A 16,363-nucleotide genomic window follows, 5' to 3' on the forward strand; every position below is an offset into this window, starting at 1 on the left:
CGGGTGTGGCGCGACAACACGTCGTAGTAGATGCGCGCCACCGGGTCCGTCTCGGCTGACGTCGGCGCGGCGAGGGCGAGCCTGGGTGACAGGGTGAGCGCGCCGCCGACACCCACCGCTCGCAGCAACTGACGACGGTTGATCCGCATGTCCGACGCGCTTCTCACGCGCAGGCCAGCCGGGCGTCGGCCCAGTCGGCGTGGTCGAAGTTGCGGCCGTCACCGCCGGAGGTCTCGCCGTTCGACTGGTCCCGTTCGACCGGACCCCACCCGTTGCTTTCACTCATGAACGGCAGGTCGCTCACGTACTGGGCGCCGGTGGGCACCGGAGGTGGCACGAACGCGCGAACCGCCTTCTCCACGTGCACCCGGGGGTGTCCCGGCGCGCGGAACTCGGCGAAGACCGGCACGTCGACCGTTCCCACCGGGCTGTCGTCGCCGACCCGCACGGTCCACCGACCGTTGACGGTCTCGCCCGCCCTCAACGTCCGCCGTTCGACGGCGGCACCGGTCACCGTCCAGCCGACAGGCGCGGCCGCGGTGAGCACGACGTCCTCGACGGTGGTGTCGGCCGTGAAACTCCCGGTGACCTCGAACGTCGACCCCTTCGCCGCGTCCACGGGATCCGCCGGCGTGACGGTGAGCGTGGTCGTCGGCACCGGGACGACCGGCCGGTCGCACGTCAGCAGACCGGGCAGGTACGGGCAGATCACCGCCGCGAACCCGCCGTTGCGCGGCACCTCGACCTCCAGCGCCGCCGACGACCGCACGATCCGGCTCTCCCGCCGCACGTCACTGCGGCCCTCGCCGTCACGCACCACCTCGACCAGCCACCGGCCGGCGCCCAGGAAACCCAACGACGCCCGCAGCGTGCGCGGATCACCGGCCGCCACCGCGCCGACGAACCAGCGGTTGCCGGAACGGCGCGCGACCACCGCGTGATCAGACGGGGCGCCGTCCAGCAGCCGGGTCTCGTCCCACACCGTCGGCACCTGGTTCAGGTAGCGCAATGCCTCCGGGAACCGCTCGTACGCCTCCGGCTTGTCGGCGAAGTGCGTCCACCCCGACTCGTAGAGCACCGGCAACGCGACCTCGTGCGCGACCGACGCCTCCTTCGTGCCGACCTCCAGGGACACCGGCGTGTAGTCCATCGACCCGACCACGTTGCGGGTGAAGAACTGCACCGGGTTGTTCGCCGCGGGCGGGAAGTTCTCCGCGCCGCGCACCGCCTCCATCGTCATGACGTGCGGCCACGTCCGGGCCAGGCCGTGCGGGATGGTCGAACCGTGGAAGTTCACCATCAGGCGCAGCTCGGCGGTCTTCGCGAGCACCGCGTCGTACCACTGGTAGCGGGCCTGGGAGTCGGACTCCATGAAGTCCAGCTTCACGCCGCGAGCACCCCAACGCGCGACCTCGGGCAGGACGGAGTCGCGCTCGGCCGGCGTGTCCAGGTCGGACCAGCGGAACCACAGCAGCACCTCGACGCCCTTGGCGCGGGCGTACCGGATCAGCTCCGGCACCCACGCGTCCTGCCACCCCTCGTCCACCAGCACGTACTGCCAGCCGTTGCGGGCGGCGAAGTCCACGTACTGCTTCTGCCGCTCGAAGTTCCCGGGGCTGGAGTGCTCGCTCAACCACGACCACGCGACCTTGCCGGGACGCACCCACGACGTGTCGGTGAACCGGGCGGGTGACGCGAGGTCGTCCACCAGGGTGGACTGGCTCACCGTCGCGAGGTCGCCCACGATCGCGGTGCGCCACGGCGTGCGCAGGCCGTCCGCCGAGGTGATCCGCTCGTCCGCGAGCACCACCCGGTAGTCGGTCGACCCGGCGGCGTGCCGCAGCCTGCTGCCCGGATACCGGCCGTCCACATCGGACTCCGTGAGCAGCGCGTAGTCGTCGCCGACCTGGAACAACGACGGGTGGCCGAAGTCGCCGTCCGCCGTGCCGTCCGCCGTGGTGCGCACGCGGTTCGCCTCGTACCAGGCGTTGTAGGGCAGCAACCAGGCCGGGACGTCCGGTGCCGACTCGATCCCGGCCGGCAGCTTGAACGACGACGCCTCGCCGGTCACCGTCACCGGGCCGGGCACGACGTACCGGTAGGCCACGCCGTCGGGCGCGACCCGGACCACCAGGTCCAGCCGTGCGCCGCCGGTGCCTTGGAAGCCGAGCGTGGTCTCGGTCATGCGGGCGTGCCGGTTGAGCCGCTTGCCGGTCGTCATCGAGTACCGCTCGGTGACGAGCCGGTCCGTGCGGCCGACCGCCCGGAGGTCCTCGGTCAGGTCGGCGTCCGTCGTGTGCAACCCGATCGGCGACGGCGCGAGCACCACGCGACCGTGCCGCGAGACGCCGAACGTGAGGCCGCCGGTGGCGGGGTCGAGGGTCACCTGGGCGGCCACCGACGTGGTGCCGGGAGCGGTGATCACCCACTGCCCGGGTGCGGCGGCCACCGCGGGCGTGGGTAACAGGCCGGCCAGGACCGAGCACAAGACCACGGACAGGACGAAGATCCGCCGTCTGATCACGCCGCGAAGCGGTGACATCGTTGTCAACTCCCAGTGCCGGTCGCGCCGAGTGGTTTGGACCACCATCGTCAGTGTCGGTCGAGCGGCGGGTCAAGGTCATCGACCGGACAGGTTTTGTCCTGGTGCGGACCTTGACACGGCGTGGGTGACACGATCGGCGCAACCGCCTCTGGCAGGCTGCCGCACAGGCGCCGCAGGGCGCCGCCGTGGAGGGATGGGACGACGTGAGCGCTCGAGACCGCCGCTGGACAGATCGCGGTGAGGCCATCGGACACGCAGTGACCTGGATGGCGCGCTGGAGCACCCGCATGGCGCTGGTCGCGATCGGCTTCGTGCTGGTGTGGGTGCTCATCGGCAAGCTCTGGGTGGTGGTGATGCCGGTCTTCATCGGCCTGCTGATCACGACCGTGCTGTGGCCGCCCGCGAGGTGGCTGCGCTCGCGCGGCGTGCCGCCCGCCTTGGCCGCGACGATCGTGCTGCTCGCCGGACTGGCCGTGCTCGGCGGCGTGCTGGTGTTGATCACGACGTCGATCGTCTCCGGTGTCCCCGATATCGCGGAGAGCGCCAGCAGCGCTCTCCAGCAGGCCGGCGCCTGGCTGGCCGGTCCGCCGCTGAACCTCGCCGACAGCCAGCTGGACCAGTTGCTCCAGCAGGGGACCGAGCAGTTGCAGTCCAGCATCGGCTCCATCGCGGACAGGCTGCTCGCCGGTGTCGGCACGGTGACCTCCGGCGTCATCACCGGCATCCTCGCGCTGCTGCTGGCGTTCCTGTTCGTCAAGGACGGACCCCGGTTCACGCCGTGGCTGCGCGGCGTGATCGGCGAGCGCGCGGGCGGGCACGTGACGATCGTGCTGGACCGGGTGTGGACCATGCTGGGCGGCTACATCCGCACGCAGGCGGTCGTGAGCCTGGTCGACGCGGTGTTGATCGGCCTCGCTCTGGTGGTGCTGGGCGTGCCGCTGGCCGTTCCGCTGGCGGCGTTGACGTTCCTCGGTGGCTTCGTGCCGATCGTCGGCGCGTTCATCGCGGGCGCCCTGGCCGTTCTCGTGGCGCTGGTCAGCAACGGCCTGACGGCCGCGGTGATCATGCTGGTGGTCGTGTTGGTGGTGCAGCAGGTGGAGGGGAACGTGCTCCAGCCGGTCCTCCAGGCGCGGAGCCTGCGCCTGCACGCCGCGGTCGTGCTGCTCGCCGTGACGGCGGGCGGCAGCCTTTACGGCATCGCCGGCGCGTTCCTCGCGGTGCCGGTGGTCGCCACCGCCGCGGTCGTGCTGCGGTACCTGGGTGAGGTCATCGACCGGCACTCCGCGCCCGAACCCGTCGTACCGGACCGTCCGGACGAGCGTGACCCCGAACCCGTGCCCAGGGTCGAGCCCGACGTGCCGGGGATGTCCGGCGGCGCGTGAGTCAGCGCATGGCGTCGGCCCGCCGACCACCGGTGGGCCGGCGGACGCCGCCCGGTTCGCTGGGAGCGCGGTGTGCGATCAGGACGGGACATCGGGAGTGGTGGAGCGCGGTGCGGGCGGTCAGGCCGCGGTCGCTCAGCACGAGCAGGTCGGTGTCGGCGTAGCGGGCCAGTGCCTCGTTCGGGTGCATCGGCGCCAGCACGGACGTGTGCCGGACACCGCGCAACGCCTGGTCGGCGTGCGCCACCGGGCGGTCCGGCGCGTCGGCCCGCACCGGCAGCGGCGGAGCGGCGTGCAGCACGCGGAGTGCGGCGCGTCGGCGCCCGGCGAGGTCGGCCGCGCGAGCCAGCGCCAGGTCGTCGCGTTCGTCGCCGGTGACCAGCGCCGTGATGCGGTGGTGCTCACCGTCCAACGCCTCGGGCGTGCCGCGCACCACGACGATGTCGCACGCGGCGTGCCAGACCAGCGGCAGGACGAGCGGGCTCAAGCCGAACGGCGTGCGGTTGCCGCCCCGGTGCGCCACCACGACCAGTTCGGCGCGGGCACTGGCCAACAGCAGGTCGTGCACCTGGTCGGACGTCGGCGGGTGCACCTCCAGCGGCGCGCCGATCAGGGAAGCGTGCGCCGTCGCCCAGCGGAGCGCGGCGTCGCCCCACGCGGAGCCGTCGCCCGCCACGACCACCGGCGGGGGAGTGGGAGTCGCCTGGTTGCTCATACCTCCACGATCCGCCGACAGCCGGTGCTGCGACAGTGTTCGACGCCATCTCCGGGCCGGTGGCGGCATCGGTTGCCTCGTTTGACCCGAACGGGTGAAAGCGCTCCCAGTGTGGGCGAGTAAGTTTCTTGATGAAACTCATGCTTATCATGCGCGGATGCTCCGACGCACATACGACGACCAGCTCTGCTCGATCGCACGCACACTCGAGGTCGTCGGTGAGCGGTGGACGCTGTTGATCGTGCGGGACGCCCTGTCGGGTGTCACCCGATTCGACGGTTTCCTCACCTGTCTGCCGATCGCGCGCAACGTGCTCAGCGACCGCCTCAACGGCCTGGTGCAGCACGGCGTCCTGGAGCGGGTGCAGTACCAGGACCGGCCGCCGCGCCACGAGTACCGGTTGACCGCCAGGGGGCGTGAGCTGACTTCGGTGCTCCTGGCACTCATGGAGTGGGGCGACCGCCACGTGCCGAACCCGACCGGCCCGCCGAGCGTGGCGGAGCACGTGGGCTGCGTCGGCACCGTTCACACGCGGGTGGTCTGCGACTGCTGCGACGAACGGCCGCCCGCGGCCGAAGTGGTCACGCGGCCAGCCGGCGCTGCCACAACACCAAGACCGGCGGGAGGATGAGTTCGACGCCGAGCAAGACCACCATCAGCCCGTGCGGCTGTCCGGTGTCCAGCCACGACACGATCCGCGCCAGGCCGCCGACGAACACGGCGGCGCTCACGAAGCGCAGCACCGTCGTGGCTTCACGGACGCGTGGCACCACCGACAGCATCGCCACCCCGATCGCCAGCCACATCACCGCGAAGAACCGGTAGTTGCTGTCCAGCGTGGGCACCGCTTCCGGGCTGCCTGGCAGCAGTACGGCGGGGCCGAACACGACTTCCAGCAAGCCGGTGCCCGCGACGAAGAGCCCGAGCACCACCAAGACCGCCTGAAACGCCTTCACCTCGACACCACTTGTTCCTCTCCGGGTCGGTCGGTTGAGGCATGTCGTCTTGAACCGGTCACGTCTCCCGCGGGTGGTCTGGTGCGAGCCGCATGGTGAGCGCGTAGACCTCGCGCAGGTCGTCCGAGCCGACCGGTGGCAGCACGTGCCCCGCCCCGACCAGCACGAGGTACAGCAGGTTGGCCATCGCGGCGGCTTCGGTCGCCGGCCCGCCGAACTCGGCCCACACCGTGCGCACGTAGGAGATCCGCACCTGGTCCACCCGTTCCTGGACCGCGCGCACCTCCGCGTCCTGCATCGCCCACGCGCGTATCGCGGGTTCGAGCGTCGGCCTGATGTCGTCGTCCAGCACCATGCCGATCAACCGCTCGACCTTCTCCCGCGCCCCACCACCGCCTCGCTCGACCTGGTCGATGTAGCCGGTGGCGCAGACCGCCTCGAAGTGCGCGAGCAGGTCGCTCTTGAACCCGGACATGCCTTTGAAGTGGTGGTAGAACGAGCCCTTCGTGACGCCGAGCCGTCCGCTCAACCGCTCGATGGTCAGGGCGGGCGCCCCGTCCTCGGCCAGCACCACCAACCCGACGTCCAGCCAGTCCCGCTTGCTCACCACGACTCGACCGTACCATACGGTATGGTATGTCGCCGGTCGGCAGGCGTGTGTCAGACGTCCCTCGGGATCAACCCGGCTTCGTAGGCGACGATGGCGGCCTGCACGCGATTGCGCAGGTCCAGGCGCTTGAGGATCGCGCTGACGTACACCTTCACCGTCCCCTCCACGACATGGATGCGCTTCGCGATCTCCCCGTTGGACAGACCGGCTCCGACCAGTCCCAACACCTCCCGTTCCCGCTCCGTCAACACCGCCACCCGCTCGGCGGCCCGCAGTCGCGGCCCACCGCCGGACAGGTGGTCGACCACCCGCCGCGCCACCAGGGGGGAGAGGTAGGCGGCCCCGGCCGCCACCGCCCGCACCCCCGCGATCAACTCGTGCGGATCACCGGTCTTCAGCACGAACCCGCTCGCACCCTCGCCCAGCGCGCGGGTGATGTACGAGTCCTCGGCGAACGTGGTGAGGATCAGCGTCGCCGTCCCGCCGCCGGCCCGCTTGATCTCCGCCGCCGCGTCGAGCCCGGTCAGCCCCGGCATCCGGATGTCGAGCACCGCGACATCCGGTCGGTGCCGCAGCACCAGGTCCACCGCCGACCGGCCGTTGTCCGCCTCGGCCACGATCTCCACGTCCTCGGCCGCCGCCAACACCGCCCGCACCCCGACCCGCACGATCGCCTCGTCATCGGCGAGCACCACCTTGATCATGTCGGGCATCCTGCCTCACGGGTCGCGGACGATCAGGTCCTTGGCCACCAGCACGCCGTCGCGGAAGCACACCCGGTACCGGTCGTGCCGGCGCTCGTCGAACGGGTTCGGGTGCGTGCTGTAGAGCCGGCACGTCGACCGCTCCGGCCCGCCGCCGGTGTCGTCCGTCCGCGTCTGGGGCGGCAGCACGTCGGCGACCTCCGCCTCCGACTGCCCCACCCGCAGCTCGGCGAACCGGGCGGGGGTGAGCGTCGAAGCGGCGGCGTCGTACACCAGGTACCCGACCACGCCGACCACGATCACCGCCGACACCCCGACCGCGAGCCGCATCGCACGCCGCGAGTTCCGCTGGACCCGCGCCTGCGCCCGCAGCCGCAGGAGCGGCGTCATCGCGTCTGCCGGCCGTTCCGACGCGGGCCGGTCCGGGAGCTGGGCGACCACCTCGAACCCGCCGTCCTCGACCCAGCGCACGGTCAGCTGCCCGCCCACCAGCGCCACCCGCTCGGCCAACCCGAGCAGCCCGCGCCCGCCGCCCGCCGTTCGCGGCACGGCCGCTCTGCCCGGCCCGTTGGACACCCGCACCTCGGTGCCTCCGTCGGACCGGTCGAGCGACACGGACACCGACGCGCCCGACGCGTGCTTCATCGCGTTGGTGATCGCCTCGGTGACGACCCGGTGGATCGTCCGGGCGATGACCGGATCACGCGCCACCGCACCCCGCACCTCCAGCTCGACCCGCAACCCGGACCGCCTGGCCCGTTCCACCACCTCCTCCACCGATTCGATCGCCGTGCCCCAGTCGGAGCGCAGCAGCCGCACCACGTCCGCCAGCCGCTCGGCCGCCGCCGTCACCCCGGCCCGTGCCTCGCGCACCGCGTCCCGGTGCTCCGGCGGGAGCGTCGGGCTGACCTCCAACGCCCCGACCTGCAACGCGGCGTGCGCCAACTCGTGCCCCACCAGGTCGTGCATCTCAGCGGCAAGCCGCGCCCGCTCGTGCGCCCGCGCCTCCGCCGCGTCCCGCTCCAGCAACGCGGCCCGGTCCCACCCCGCGCCGATGAACTCCGTGTACCCGCGCCGATACCGCCCGAGCGCCCACGGCACGACGGCCAGCGCACCGAGCGCCGCCACCGCCGCGATGGCGGTGTCCGGCCCGGCACCTGCGGCAACCGTCGCCACCACGGCCCCGACCGCGCCGACGGCCAACGTCACCACGCCCCGCTGCTCGTGGTCGGCGTTCCGACCGGCCACCAGACTCAGCGTGGCCATCCCGCCGCCCGTCGCCAGCAGGGCGATCGTCGTGTCCGCCCTGACGTGCAGGAAGAAGCTCACCTCCCACGTCGCGACCGCGAGCACGAGGGCGGTGACCGGCCGGTGGCGGACCAGCACGAGCAGCCAGAAGAACACCACCAGGTACGCCGCCGTCTCCCACCGGCCGAGACGTTCCGGCTGCGACGTGCCTGACGCCCACATCAGCGGGAAGGACGTGGCGGACCAGAGGAGCAGTGCGCGCAGTCTCGGCTTGGGTTCGATCGTCCGGTTCCTTCCACTAGCGGGTCGGTGGGTCGGCCGCCGTGGCGCGTGTCCGAACAGGACGGTCGACCCCGCCTGCTTCGACCCCGCCTGCTTCGACCCCGCCTGCTTCGACCCCGCCTGCTTCGACCCCGCCCGCTTCGACCGTAACGGGCTGCAACGGTTGTCCACGCCGGCGGGTCAGGGAAGTGGTGAGGCGCGTCAGCAGCGGGAGGAGAGCGGCCACCGCGGCGCCCAGCAGGAGGCCCGCGACGACGTCGTGCGGGTAGTGGACGCCCACGAAGACCCTTGATGCCGCAGCCATGAGCGCAACGGTCAAGGCGAGAGCGCCCAGGGCCCGGCTCGACCACAGGACCGCGACGGCCGCGGCGCCGGCTACGGTCGAGTGGTTGCTGGGGAACGACCAGTCGCCGACCTCCGGACACGACACGACGGTCGCCACCTCGCCTAACACGCGGCACGGTCGGTCCTCCCGCCACGCGACCTTCACCGTCTCGCTGACCGAATACGCCAGTACTGTCATGACAGGCGCTAAGAAGGCCCGGTGTCGGGGCTCGGGCGGACCGTGGCGCGCCCGCCACCACACCACGGCGAACAGCACGGCGAACACGCCCAGCACCGCCTCGGTCGCGAACGCGGCGAACGACCGCACGAACTCCGGGCTCGCCGCCGCCAGGTCGACCACGTCCAGGTACCACCACGCGCTCACATCGGGGACGTCCGGCACCGAGACGACGTCCGACAGCTCCGACAGTTCTTGTGCCACAACGATTTCGTTCATGGCACCGACCGTACGGAGATCGCGCTGGGTGATCTGCTGCCGATAGCTACGAGTCACCCTTGTCGAAAGACAAGGGTGCGACCTTGCCGATCGGGTAAATCCGCTGGCCATGGCACCGCCAAGCCGATCACCATGACGGCCATGATGCTGTTGGTGCCGGCGGACCCGCTCCGCCCCACCCGACCGGACGTGCACTTCGCACCGGAGGCCGCCGCCGCCCGCGACGCGGGACACCGGGTCGCCGTGGTCGACCACGACGCCCTCGCCCGCGGAGAAGCGGACCGCGCGGTCGCGAAGGTGCCCGCCGCCGAGGACGTCGTCTACCGGGGCTGGATGCTGCGGTCGGAGCACTACGCCGCCTTCGCCGACGCCCTAGGACAACGCGGCGCCGTGCTCCGCACCACCCCCGACCAGTACCGGAGCGCACACGAGCTCCCCGGCTGGTACGACGACTTCAAGGACCTCACACCCGAGTCCGCCTGGACCGACGGCTTCGACCGGGCCGGGTTCGAGCAGGCCGGACAACGCCTCCACGAAGGCCCGGCCGTCCTCCGCGACTACACGAAGTCGATGAAGCACCACTGGCACGAGGCCGCCTACATCCCCGACCTCGCCGACGCCGAAGCCGCCTGGACCGTCGCCCGGCGCTTCACCGAACTGCGCGACGACGACGCGACCGGCGGTTTCGTGCTCCGCCGCTTCGAACCGTTCACCTCGACCGAGGTCCGCACCTGGTGGGTGGACGGCTCCTGCGCGCTCATCGGCCCCCACCCGGACACCCCCAACGAGGTGCCCGACGCGCCGGACCTGGCCGCGATCGGACCGCTGGTGCGTCACCTGCGGTTCGTCACCGTCGACCTGGCCCGGCGCGAGGACGGCGCATGGCGGGTGGTGGAACTCGGCGACGGCCAGGTGAGCGACCGGCCGAGCACCACCGCCGCCGACACGATGATCGCGATCCTGCGTTAGAGGGGGCCGTGGCGGCGAAGGCCACGGCCCCTACCAGGTCACGCCGTGCAGGCGGCCCCTACCAGGTCACGCCGTGCAGGCGGCCCCGCCCAGCGTCACGCCGGAAGGCGTGCTCGCCGTGCCGTTCGCGGTGAACCCGAGCGCCACCGACGCACCAGCACCCAAGGAGGGCGAGTACGACGGCGCGGTCACCGTCACCGTCGTCCCGCTCTGGCTGAACGTGCCGTTCCACCCGCTGGCGACGGTCACGCCCGCGGGCAGCGTGAACACGACCTTCCACGGGTTGACCGCGCCGGTGGCGCTGTTGGTCACCGTCAGCGAGCCCTGGAAACCGCCCTGCCAGGCGTTGTCCTGCCGCCACACGGCCTTGCACGCACCCGACCCGTTGCCACCGGACGTGGTGGTCGTAGTCGTGGGAGTCGTCCCACCACCCGTCGGCGGGATCAGATACGGCTGGAGGATCGACTGCTTGGCCTGGTTCACCGTGGTCCAGTCGTCGCCCACGATGCCGCCCGTGTCACCGGAGTTGGGGTTCCACGACCAGTAGGTGAACGACATGCCGTCGACCCCGGTGCCGGTGTAGGCCATCAGGTTCTCCAGCCAGATCTTGTCCTTCGGGTTGGCCAACGTGGAGCCGAACTCGCCCATCATCAACGGCGCGGTGCCGCTCTTGTACAGGTAGCCCCAGTACTTGTCCCAGATCGCGGGCAGGTTCGCCGGGTAGTCCGGCGCGTTGAACCACTTCTGCTCGAACACCGACGTCGCGTACTCGTGCGGCGAGTAGACCAGCCGGTTCGCCACGTTCAGCCGCACCGGGAACTCGCCCGCCTTGGACAGGTTGCCGCCCCACCAGCCGCAGTCCTCGTCGTTGGACGGGTCGTTGTCCCAAACGTTGGACAGGCCGCCGCTCGGGCAGCTCACGCCCTCGACGAAGATCAGCCAGTTCGGCTGCACGGACAGGATCGCGTTGCCCGCCCGCTCGGCGGCCAGCCGCCAGTCGCGCTCCACCACGCCGCAGCCCCAGCACGCGCCGGTGGCGTTGGGGTTGGTGCCCTCGGCGTGCGGCTCGTTGTGCAGGTCGGCGCCGATCACCGTGGTGTTGCCCGCGTACCGCCGGGCGAGCATCTTCCAGTCGTCGATCCAGGTGCTCTCCGGGACGGTCGAGGTGTACCAGAGCGCGGACTGCCCGGCGCTGGTCGGGCGGTGCCGGTCGAGGATGATGCGCATCCCCTTCTGGCCCGCGTAGTCGACGACCTTGTCCAGGATCTGCAACGGCGACAGCCCGACCAGGTCTGGGTTGACGAAGTCGTTGACGCCGGACGCCGTCGCGCCCGGCTTGAGCGCATCGTTGGAGAAGGGCACGCGCAGGGTGTTGTAGCCGAGCGAGGTCATCTGGTCGAGCTGCTGCTTCCACGTGCGGTTGGACCACAGCCCGTGGAAGGTCTTGTTGTCGGTCTCCATGCCGAACCAGTTGATGCCGGTCAGCCGGACCGTCGCGCCGGTGCTGTCCACGATCCTGTTGCCCGCGGTGTGCAGGTAACCGCCCGCCGGGGCCGCCGTGACCTGTCCCGCCGTGGCGATCGCGACGACTCCGCCGACGGCCACCGCGGCCGCGAGCAGGGCGCCGAAGATCGATCTCCGTTGCCGCATACCGCTCTCCTTTGAGGATGTTCGCAACGCGTTCTGGGAGCGCTCCCAGGCCGGAGGGTAGTGACGGCGGTCGTGGTCTTCAAGAGCGGGAATGCGGCCCGCTACCAGCGAGGACGCCAGGACCTCGTGGATCGCTGCGCCGAACGGGTCAGCGCACGTCCCGCGGTCGGAACTGGATGCTGATGCGCGGCCCGACCGACTTGGCGGCCTTCGGCACCGCGTGCTCCCACGTCCGCTGGCACGAGCCGCCCATCACGATCAGGTCGCCGTGGCCCAGCGCGTAGCGGACCGTCGCGCCGCCTCCGCGCGGGCGCAACGCCAGCGCGCGCGGCGTGCCGACGGACACGATCGCCACCATCGTGTCCTCGGTGGAACCTCGCCCGATCGTGTCACCGTGCCAGGCCACGGAGTCCCGACCGTCGCGGTAGTAGCAGAGCCCGGCGGTGCGGAACGGCTCGCCCAACTCCTCGGCGTACCAGGCACTGAGTTCCGAACGCGCCCGCGTCAGCACGGGGTCCGGCAGGGGAGCGTCCTCGTCGTAGAAGCAGAGCAGGCGCGGGACGTCGACCACGCGCTCGTACATCTGCCTGCGCTCGGCACGCCAGGGCACCTCGGCGGTCAGGCGCTGGAACACCGCGTCCGCACCGGTCAGCCAGCCGGGGAGCACGTCGACCCACGCGCCGTCGCCGAGGACCGTCCGCCGGACACCGCTCAGCGGGCGCAGTGCGGGCGCCTCCGCGCCGTCGTCGAACAGCGACACCTGCATGACGACAGCATATCCCGTGGGTCGAACACCCGTTCGACCCATAGCGGGCTCTATAGCTTCAGTGTTGACTTAAAAGTCATGCATCCGGTTCGGGCTTGCGCCTTCTGCCGCCGCTGCGGACCTGCTTGGAGGCCTCGTCAGTCGGTTCGGCCTGCGCGGGCTGCTTCCCGGGGGCGGCCACGTCCGCCGCGCCAGGGTGGTCGGCGAGCAGGATGGCGGCCAGCTCGTCGTAGATAGGTGTGCTGCTCATGGAAGATCCTCTACCCCGTTTGGACGGAAGTTACACGCGCGTTCAGGGAGAGGTACGGCCAGGGTTCCGAAAAAGATCGACGCCGATCGAGTGGTGCCCGGCCGCGGGCACGTAGGTGACCTGGCGCACAACTCGCTAGTACCTCCGATAGACGGATGTCCTAGTAATCTGGAGGGCAGTTCCGCGCTGCCGAAGGAGCCAGTCGTGACCGCCACCCCGCTGCACGCCCCGCTGCACCCGGTCCGCTTCGTGACCGCGGCCAGCCTGTTCGACGGGCACGACGCCGCGATCAACATCATGCGCCGCATCCTCCAGTCGCAAGGCGCGGAGGTCGTGCACCTCGGCCACAACCGGTCGGTGCGCGAGGTCGTCGCCGCGGCCGTGCAGGAGGACGTGCAGGGCATCGCGATCAGCGCCTACCAGGGCGGGCACGTCGAGTACTTCAGCTACCTGGTCGAGCTGCTGGCCGAGCGCGGCGCGGAGCACATCAAGGTCTTCGGCGGCGGTGGCGGCGTCATCGTGCCGGAGGAGATCGAGCTGCTGCACGCGCGTGGCGTGGCGCGCATCTTCTCCCCGGCCGACGGCCAGGAGCTGGGCCTCGCCCGCATGATCAACACGATGGTGGAGGCGTGCGACCACTCGCTGGCCGAACGCCCGCCGTCGTCGTGGGACGGCCTGTTCACCGGCAGCGAGGACGTGCTGGCCCGCGCCATCACGCTCATCGAGGCCGGCGCGCTGCCCGCGGACGTGCGCGATCGGATGGTGCGGGCGGCGGCCGAGCGGTCCGTCCCCGTGCTCGGTATCACCGGAACGGGTGGTTCGGGCAAGTCCTCGCTGACCGACGAGCTGGTCCGCCGGTTCCGGCTGGACCAACAGGACAAGCTGCGGGTCGCGGTGCTGGCCGTCGACCCGACCCGCCGTCGTGGCGGTGGCGCGCTGCTCGGCGACCGGATCCGGATGAACTGCCTGGACGGCGACCGCGTCTTCTTCCGCTCGATGGCCACCCGCCGGGCGGGTTCGGAGGTGCCGGACGGCCTGGGCGACGCGATCCTGGCGTGCCGGGCGGCCGGGTTCGACCTGGTCATCGTGGAGACGCCCGGCATCGGCCAGGGCGACGCGGCGATCGTGCCGTTCGTGGACCTCTCGCTGTACGTGATGACGCCGGAGTTCGGCGCCGCGTCGCAGCTGGAGAAGATCGACATGCTGGACTACGCGGACGCGGTGGCGATCAACAAGTTCGAGCGCCGGGGCGCGGAGGACGCCCGCCGTGACGTGGCCCGTCAGCTGGTGCGCAACCGGGAGGCGTTCGGCGCGTCGTGGGAGGACATGCCGGTCTTCGGCACGTCGGCGGCGACGTTCAACGACGACGGCGTGACCGCCCTCTACCAGCACCTGCGTGGCGAGTTGGCGCAGCGCGGGCTGGACGTGACCGACGGCGTGCTGCCCGTCGTGCCGGGCAAGGTCTCCACCTCGGCGGCGACCGTGGTGCCCGCGACGCGGGTCCGGTACCTGGCCGAGATCGCCGAGACCGTGCGCGGCTACCACCGCGCCACCGAGACGCACGTGGACGCGGTGCGCCGGGTCGCGCACCTGCGGGCGGCGCGCGCGGAGCTGGAGGCGGTCGGGCACGACACGTCGGCGATCTCGTCGCTGCTGGACTCGGCGGAGAAGCAGGTCGACGCGGTGGCGGCCGAGTTGCTGGCCCGGTGGCCGAAGGTGGTGGAGGGCTACAGCGGTGACGAGATGGTGGTCCGGGTGCGGGACAAGGAGATCCACACCAAGCTGACCCGCGAGACGTTGTCCGGCAACAAGGTCCGCCGGGTGTCGCTGCCGCGCTACGACGACGAGGGCACGTTGCTGCGGTTCCTGCGCAAGGAGAACCTGCCCGGCCACTTCCCCTACACGGCGGGGGTCTTCCCGTTCAAGCGGGACGGTGAGGACCCGGCGCGGATGTTCGCCGGTGAGGGCGACGCGTTCCGCACCAACCGCCGGTTCAAGTACCTGTCGAGGGGGTCGGAGGCGACCCGGCTGTCGACCGCGTTCGACTCGGTGACGCTCTACGGCCGTGACCCCGACACCCCGCCGGACGTCTACGGCAAGGTCGGCACGTCCGGTGTGTCCATCGCGACGCTGGACGACATGAAGGCGCTCTACGACGGTTTCGACCTGACCTCGCCCACCACGTCGGTGTCGATGACCATCAACGGTCCCGCGCCGACCATCCTGGCGTTCTTCCTCAACACGGTGGTCGACCAGCAGGTCGACAAGTTCCGCGCCGAGCACGGTCGCGAGCCGTCCGAGGCCGAGGCGGCGGAGCTGAAGGCGTGGGCGCTGGCGACCGTGCGCGGCACCGTGCAGGCGGACATCCTCAAGGAGGACCAGGGGCAGAACACCTGCATCTTCTCCACCGAGTTCTCGCTGCGGATGATGGCCGACATCCAGGAGTGGTTCATCCAGCAGAAGGTGCGCAACTTCTACTCGGTGTCCATCTCCGGTTACCACATCGCCGAGGCCGGGGCGAACCCCATCAGCCAGCTCGCCTTCACGCTGGCCAACGGGTTCACCTACGTCGAGTCGTACCTGGCGCGCGGTATGAAGATCGACGATTTCGCGCCGAACCTGTCGTTCTTCTTCTCCAACGGCATGGACGCCGAGTACAGCGTGATCGGCCGGGTGGCGCGGCGGATCTGGGCGGTGGCCATGCGGGACCGCTACGGCGCCAACGACCGGTCGCAGAAGTTCAAGTACCACGTGCAGACGTCCGGGCGGTCGCTGCACGCGCAGGAGATGGACTTCAACGACATCCGCACCACGTTGCAGGCGTTGTGCGCGCTCTACGACAACACGAACTCCCTTCACACCAACGCGTACGACGAGGCGATCACCACGCCGACGGAGTCCTCGGTACGGCGGGCGATGGCCATCCAGTTGATCATCAACAAGGAGTGGGGCCTGTCGGCGAACGAGAACCCGTTGCAGGGCTCGTTCGTCATCGAGGAGCTGACCGACCTGGTCGAGGAGGCGGTGCTGGCCGAGTTCGACCGGCTCTCCGAGCGCGGCGGCGTGCTGGGCGCGATGGAGACCGGCTACCAGCGCGGCCGGATCCAGGACGAGTCGATGCTGTACGAGCAGCGCAAGCACGACGGCTCGCTGCCGTTGATCGGTGTGAACACGTTCCTGCCGGAGGACGGGTCGCGTGAGCCGGTGACCATCGAGCTGGCGCGGGCGACGGAGGACGAGAAGCGTTCGCAGGTCGAGCGGACGCGTGCCTTCGCCGCCGCCCACGCGGCCGAGGCGGAGCCCGCGTTGCGGCGGCTGAAGGAGGCCGCGGCGTCGGGGGAGAACGTGTTCGCGGTGCTCATGGACGCGGCCCGGGTGTGCACCCTGGGACAGATCACCGACGCGTTCTTCGAGGTGGGCGGCCAGTACCGGCGCAACGTGTGACGGCCGTCCGGTAGGTCTACGGCGTTTCGCCTGGTGCGCTGTCGGTGCGTTCGGTCAGACT

Annotated in this window: 14 protein-coding genes; 4 read left to right on the plus strand and 10 right to left on the minus strand. The window is 70.9% G+C overall.

From position 1 onward, the window contains the following. Positions 1-163 precede the first annotated feature (163 nt). Positions 164-2,542, minus strand: a complete 2,379-nt coding sequence (locus FM051_RS21205; RefSeq protein ID WP_158846006.1) for a glycoside hydrolase family 97 catalytic domain-containing protein — start codon at positions 2,540-2,542, stop codon at positions 164-166. A 269-nt stretch (positions 2,543-2,811) separates the two neighbouring features. Between FM051_RS21205 and FM051_RS21210 the strand changes: the two genes are divergently transcribed. Beyond that, entirely contained in the window at positions 2,812-3,927 is a 1,116-nt protein-coding gene (locus FM051_RS21210) for an AI-2E family transporter (RefSeq protein WP_238412540.1), read from the plus strand. A gap of 1 nt (position 3,928) precedes the next feature. Here FM051_RS21210 and FM051_RS21215 read toward each other — a convergent pair whose 3' ends face one another. Then, positions 3,929-4,642 (minus strand): hypothetical protein, encoded by a 714-nt coding sequence (locus FM051_RS21215; protein ID WP_158846010.1) that lies wholly within the window; start codon positions 4,640-4,642, stop codon positions 3,929-3,931. Positions 4,643-4,799: 157 nt separating this feature from the next. Here FM051_RS21215 and FM051_RS21220 point away from each other — a divergent pair, with 157 nt between their 5' ends. Then, positions 4,800-5,273 carry a winged helix-turn-helix transcriptional regulator gene (locus FM051_RS21220; RefSeq protein WP_158846012.1) on the plus strand — a complete coding sequence of 158 codons (474 nt, stop codon included), beginning with the start codon at positions 4,800-4,802 and terminating at the stop codon, positions 5,271-5,273. On the opposite strand, the gene FM051_RS21225 is transcribed toward FM051_RS21220, so the two are convergent. The 5 genes from FM051_RS21225 to FM051_RS21245 all read right to left on the minus strand — a co-directional run bounded on the left by FM051_RS21225 (position 5,224) and on the right by FM051_RS21245 (position 9,223). Beyond that, complete coding sequence (locus FM051_RS21225; protein WP_158846014.1) at positions 5,224-5,598, minus strand: DUF4345 domain-containing protein; 375 nt, start codon at positions 5,596-5,598, stop codon at positions 5,224-5,226. The genes FM051_RS21220 and FM051_RS21225 overlap by 50 nt on opposite strands. A gap of 58 nt (positions 5,599-5,656) precedes the next feature. Then, positions 5,657-6,208 (minus strand): TetR/AcrR family transcriptional regulator, encoded by a 552-nt coding sequence (locus FM051_RS21230; RefSeq protein WP_158846016.1) that lies wholly within the window; start codon positions 6,206-6,208, stop codon positions 5,657-5,659. A gap of 50 nt (positions 6,209-6,258) precedes the next feature. Beyond that, a complete protein-coding gene (locus FM051_RS21235; protein ID WP_158846018.1) occupies positions 6,259-6,912 on the minus strand; it encodes a response regulator transcription factor in 654 nt (217 codons plus the stop codon). Between the two features lie 15 nt (positions 6,913-6,927). Beyond that, positions 6,928-8,382, minus strand: a complete 1,455-nt coding sequence (locus FM051_RS21240) for a sensor histidine kinase (RefSeq protein ID WP_158846020.1) — start codon at positions 8,380-8,382, stop codon at positions 6,928-6,930. Between the two features lie 76 nt (positions 8,383-8,458). Further along, complete coding sequence (locus FM051_RS21245; protein WP_158846022.1) at positions 8,459-9,223, minus strand: phosphatase PAP2 family protein; 765 nt, start codon at positions 9,221-9,223, stop codon at positions 8,459-8,461. Between the two features lie 141 nt (positions 9,224-9,364). Between FM051_RS21245 and FM051_RS21250 the strand changes: the two genes are divergently transcribed. Beyond that, positions 9,365-10,192, plus strand: a complete 828-nt coding sequence (locus FM051_RS21250; protein WP_158846025.1) for an ATP-grasp domain-containing protein — start codon at positions 9,365-9,367, stop codon at positions 10,190-10,192. 66 nt (positions 10,193-10,258) lie between these two features. Here FM051_RS21250 and FM051_RS21255 read toward each other — a convergent pair whose 3' ends face one another. From FM051_RS21255 to FM051_RS21265, 3 genes are all read right to left on the minus strand, one after another. Then, entirely contained in the window at positions 10,259-11,842 is a 1,584-nt protein-coding gene (locus FM051_RS21255; protein WP_158846027.1) for a cellulase family glycosylhydrolase, read from the minus strand. A gap of 148 nt (positions 11,843-11,990) precedes the next feature. Then, positions 11,991-12,608 carry an alpha-ketoglutarate-dependent dioxygenase AlkB gene (locus FM051_RS21260; RefSeq protein WP_158846029.1) on the minus strand — a complete coding sequence of 206 codons (618 nt, stop codon included), beginning with the start codon at positions 12,606-12,608 and terminating at the stop codon, positions 11,991-11,993. Positions 12,609-12,684: 76 nt separating this feature from the next. Next, positions 12,685-12,858, minus strand: coding sequence for a hypothetical protein (locus FM051_RS21265; protein ID WP_158846031.1), 174 nt, complete (start codon positions 12,856-12,858; stop codon positions 12,685-12,687). Positions 12,859-13,062: 204 nt separating this feature from the next. Here FM051_RS21265 and icmF point away from each other — a divergent pair, with 204 nt between their 5' ends. Continuing rightward, positions 13,063-16,302, plus strand: a complete 3,240-nt coding sequence (icmF, locus tag FM051_RS21270) for a fused isobutyryl-CoA mutase/GTPase IcmF (RefSeq protein ID WP_158846033.1) — start codon at positions 13,063-13,065, stop codon at positions 16,300-16,302. Positions 16,303-16,363: the final 61 nt, after the last annotated feature.

The sequence above is a fragment of the Saccharothrix deserti genome (assembly GCF_009769385.1).
Classification (GTDB): domain Bacteria; phylum Actinomycetota; class Actinomycetes; order Mycobacteriales; family Pseudonocardiaceae; genus Actinosynnema; species Actinosynnema deserti.

Coding starts and splice junctions, on each gene's coding strand:
- FM051_RS21205 (WP_158846006.1), bottom strand. CDS start 2,542: ATGTCACCGCTTCGCGGCGTGATCAGACGGCGGATCTTCGTCCTGTCC.
- FM051_RS21210 (WP_238412540.1), top strand. CDS start 2,812: ATGGCGCGCTGGAGCACCCGCATGGCGCTGGTCGCGATCGGCTTCGTG.
- FM051_RS21215 (WP_158846010.1), bottom strand. CDS start 4,642: ATGAGCAACCAGGCGACTCCCACTCCCCCGCCGGTGGTCGTGGCGGGC.
- FM051_RS21220 (WP_158846012.1), top strand. CDS start 4,800: ATGCTCCGACGCACATACGACGACCAGCTCTGCTCGATCGCACGCACA.
- FM051_RS21235 (WP_158846018.1), bottom strand. CDS start 6,912: ATGATCAAGGTGGTGCTCGCCGATGACGAGGCGATCGTGCGGGTCGGG.
- FM051_RS21240 (WP_158846020.1), bottom strand. CDS start 8,382: ATGTGGGCGTCAGGCACGTCGCAGCCGGAACGTCTCGGCCGGTGGGAG.
- FM051_RS21245 (WP_158846022.1), bottom strand. CDS start 9,223: ATGAACGAAATCGTTGTGGCACAAGAACTGTCGGAGCTGTCGGACGTC.
- FM051_RS21250 (WP_158846025.1), top strand. CDS start 9,365: ATGATGCTGTTGGTGCCGGCGGACCCGCTCCGCCCCACCCGACCGGAC.
- FM051_RS21255 (WP_158846027.1), bottom strand. CDS start 11,842: ATGCGGCAACGGAGATCGATCTTCGGCGCCCTGCTCGCGGCCGCGGTG.
- FM051_RS21260 (WP_158846029.1), bottom strand. CDS start 12,608: ATGCAGGTGTCGCTGTTCGACGACGGCGCGGAGGCGCCCGCACTGCGC.
- FM051_RS21265 (WP_158846031.1), bottom strand. CDS start 12,858: ATGAGCAGCACACCTATCTACGACGAGCTGGCCGCCATCCTGCTCGCC.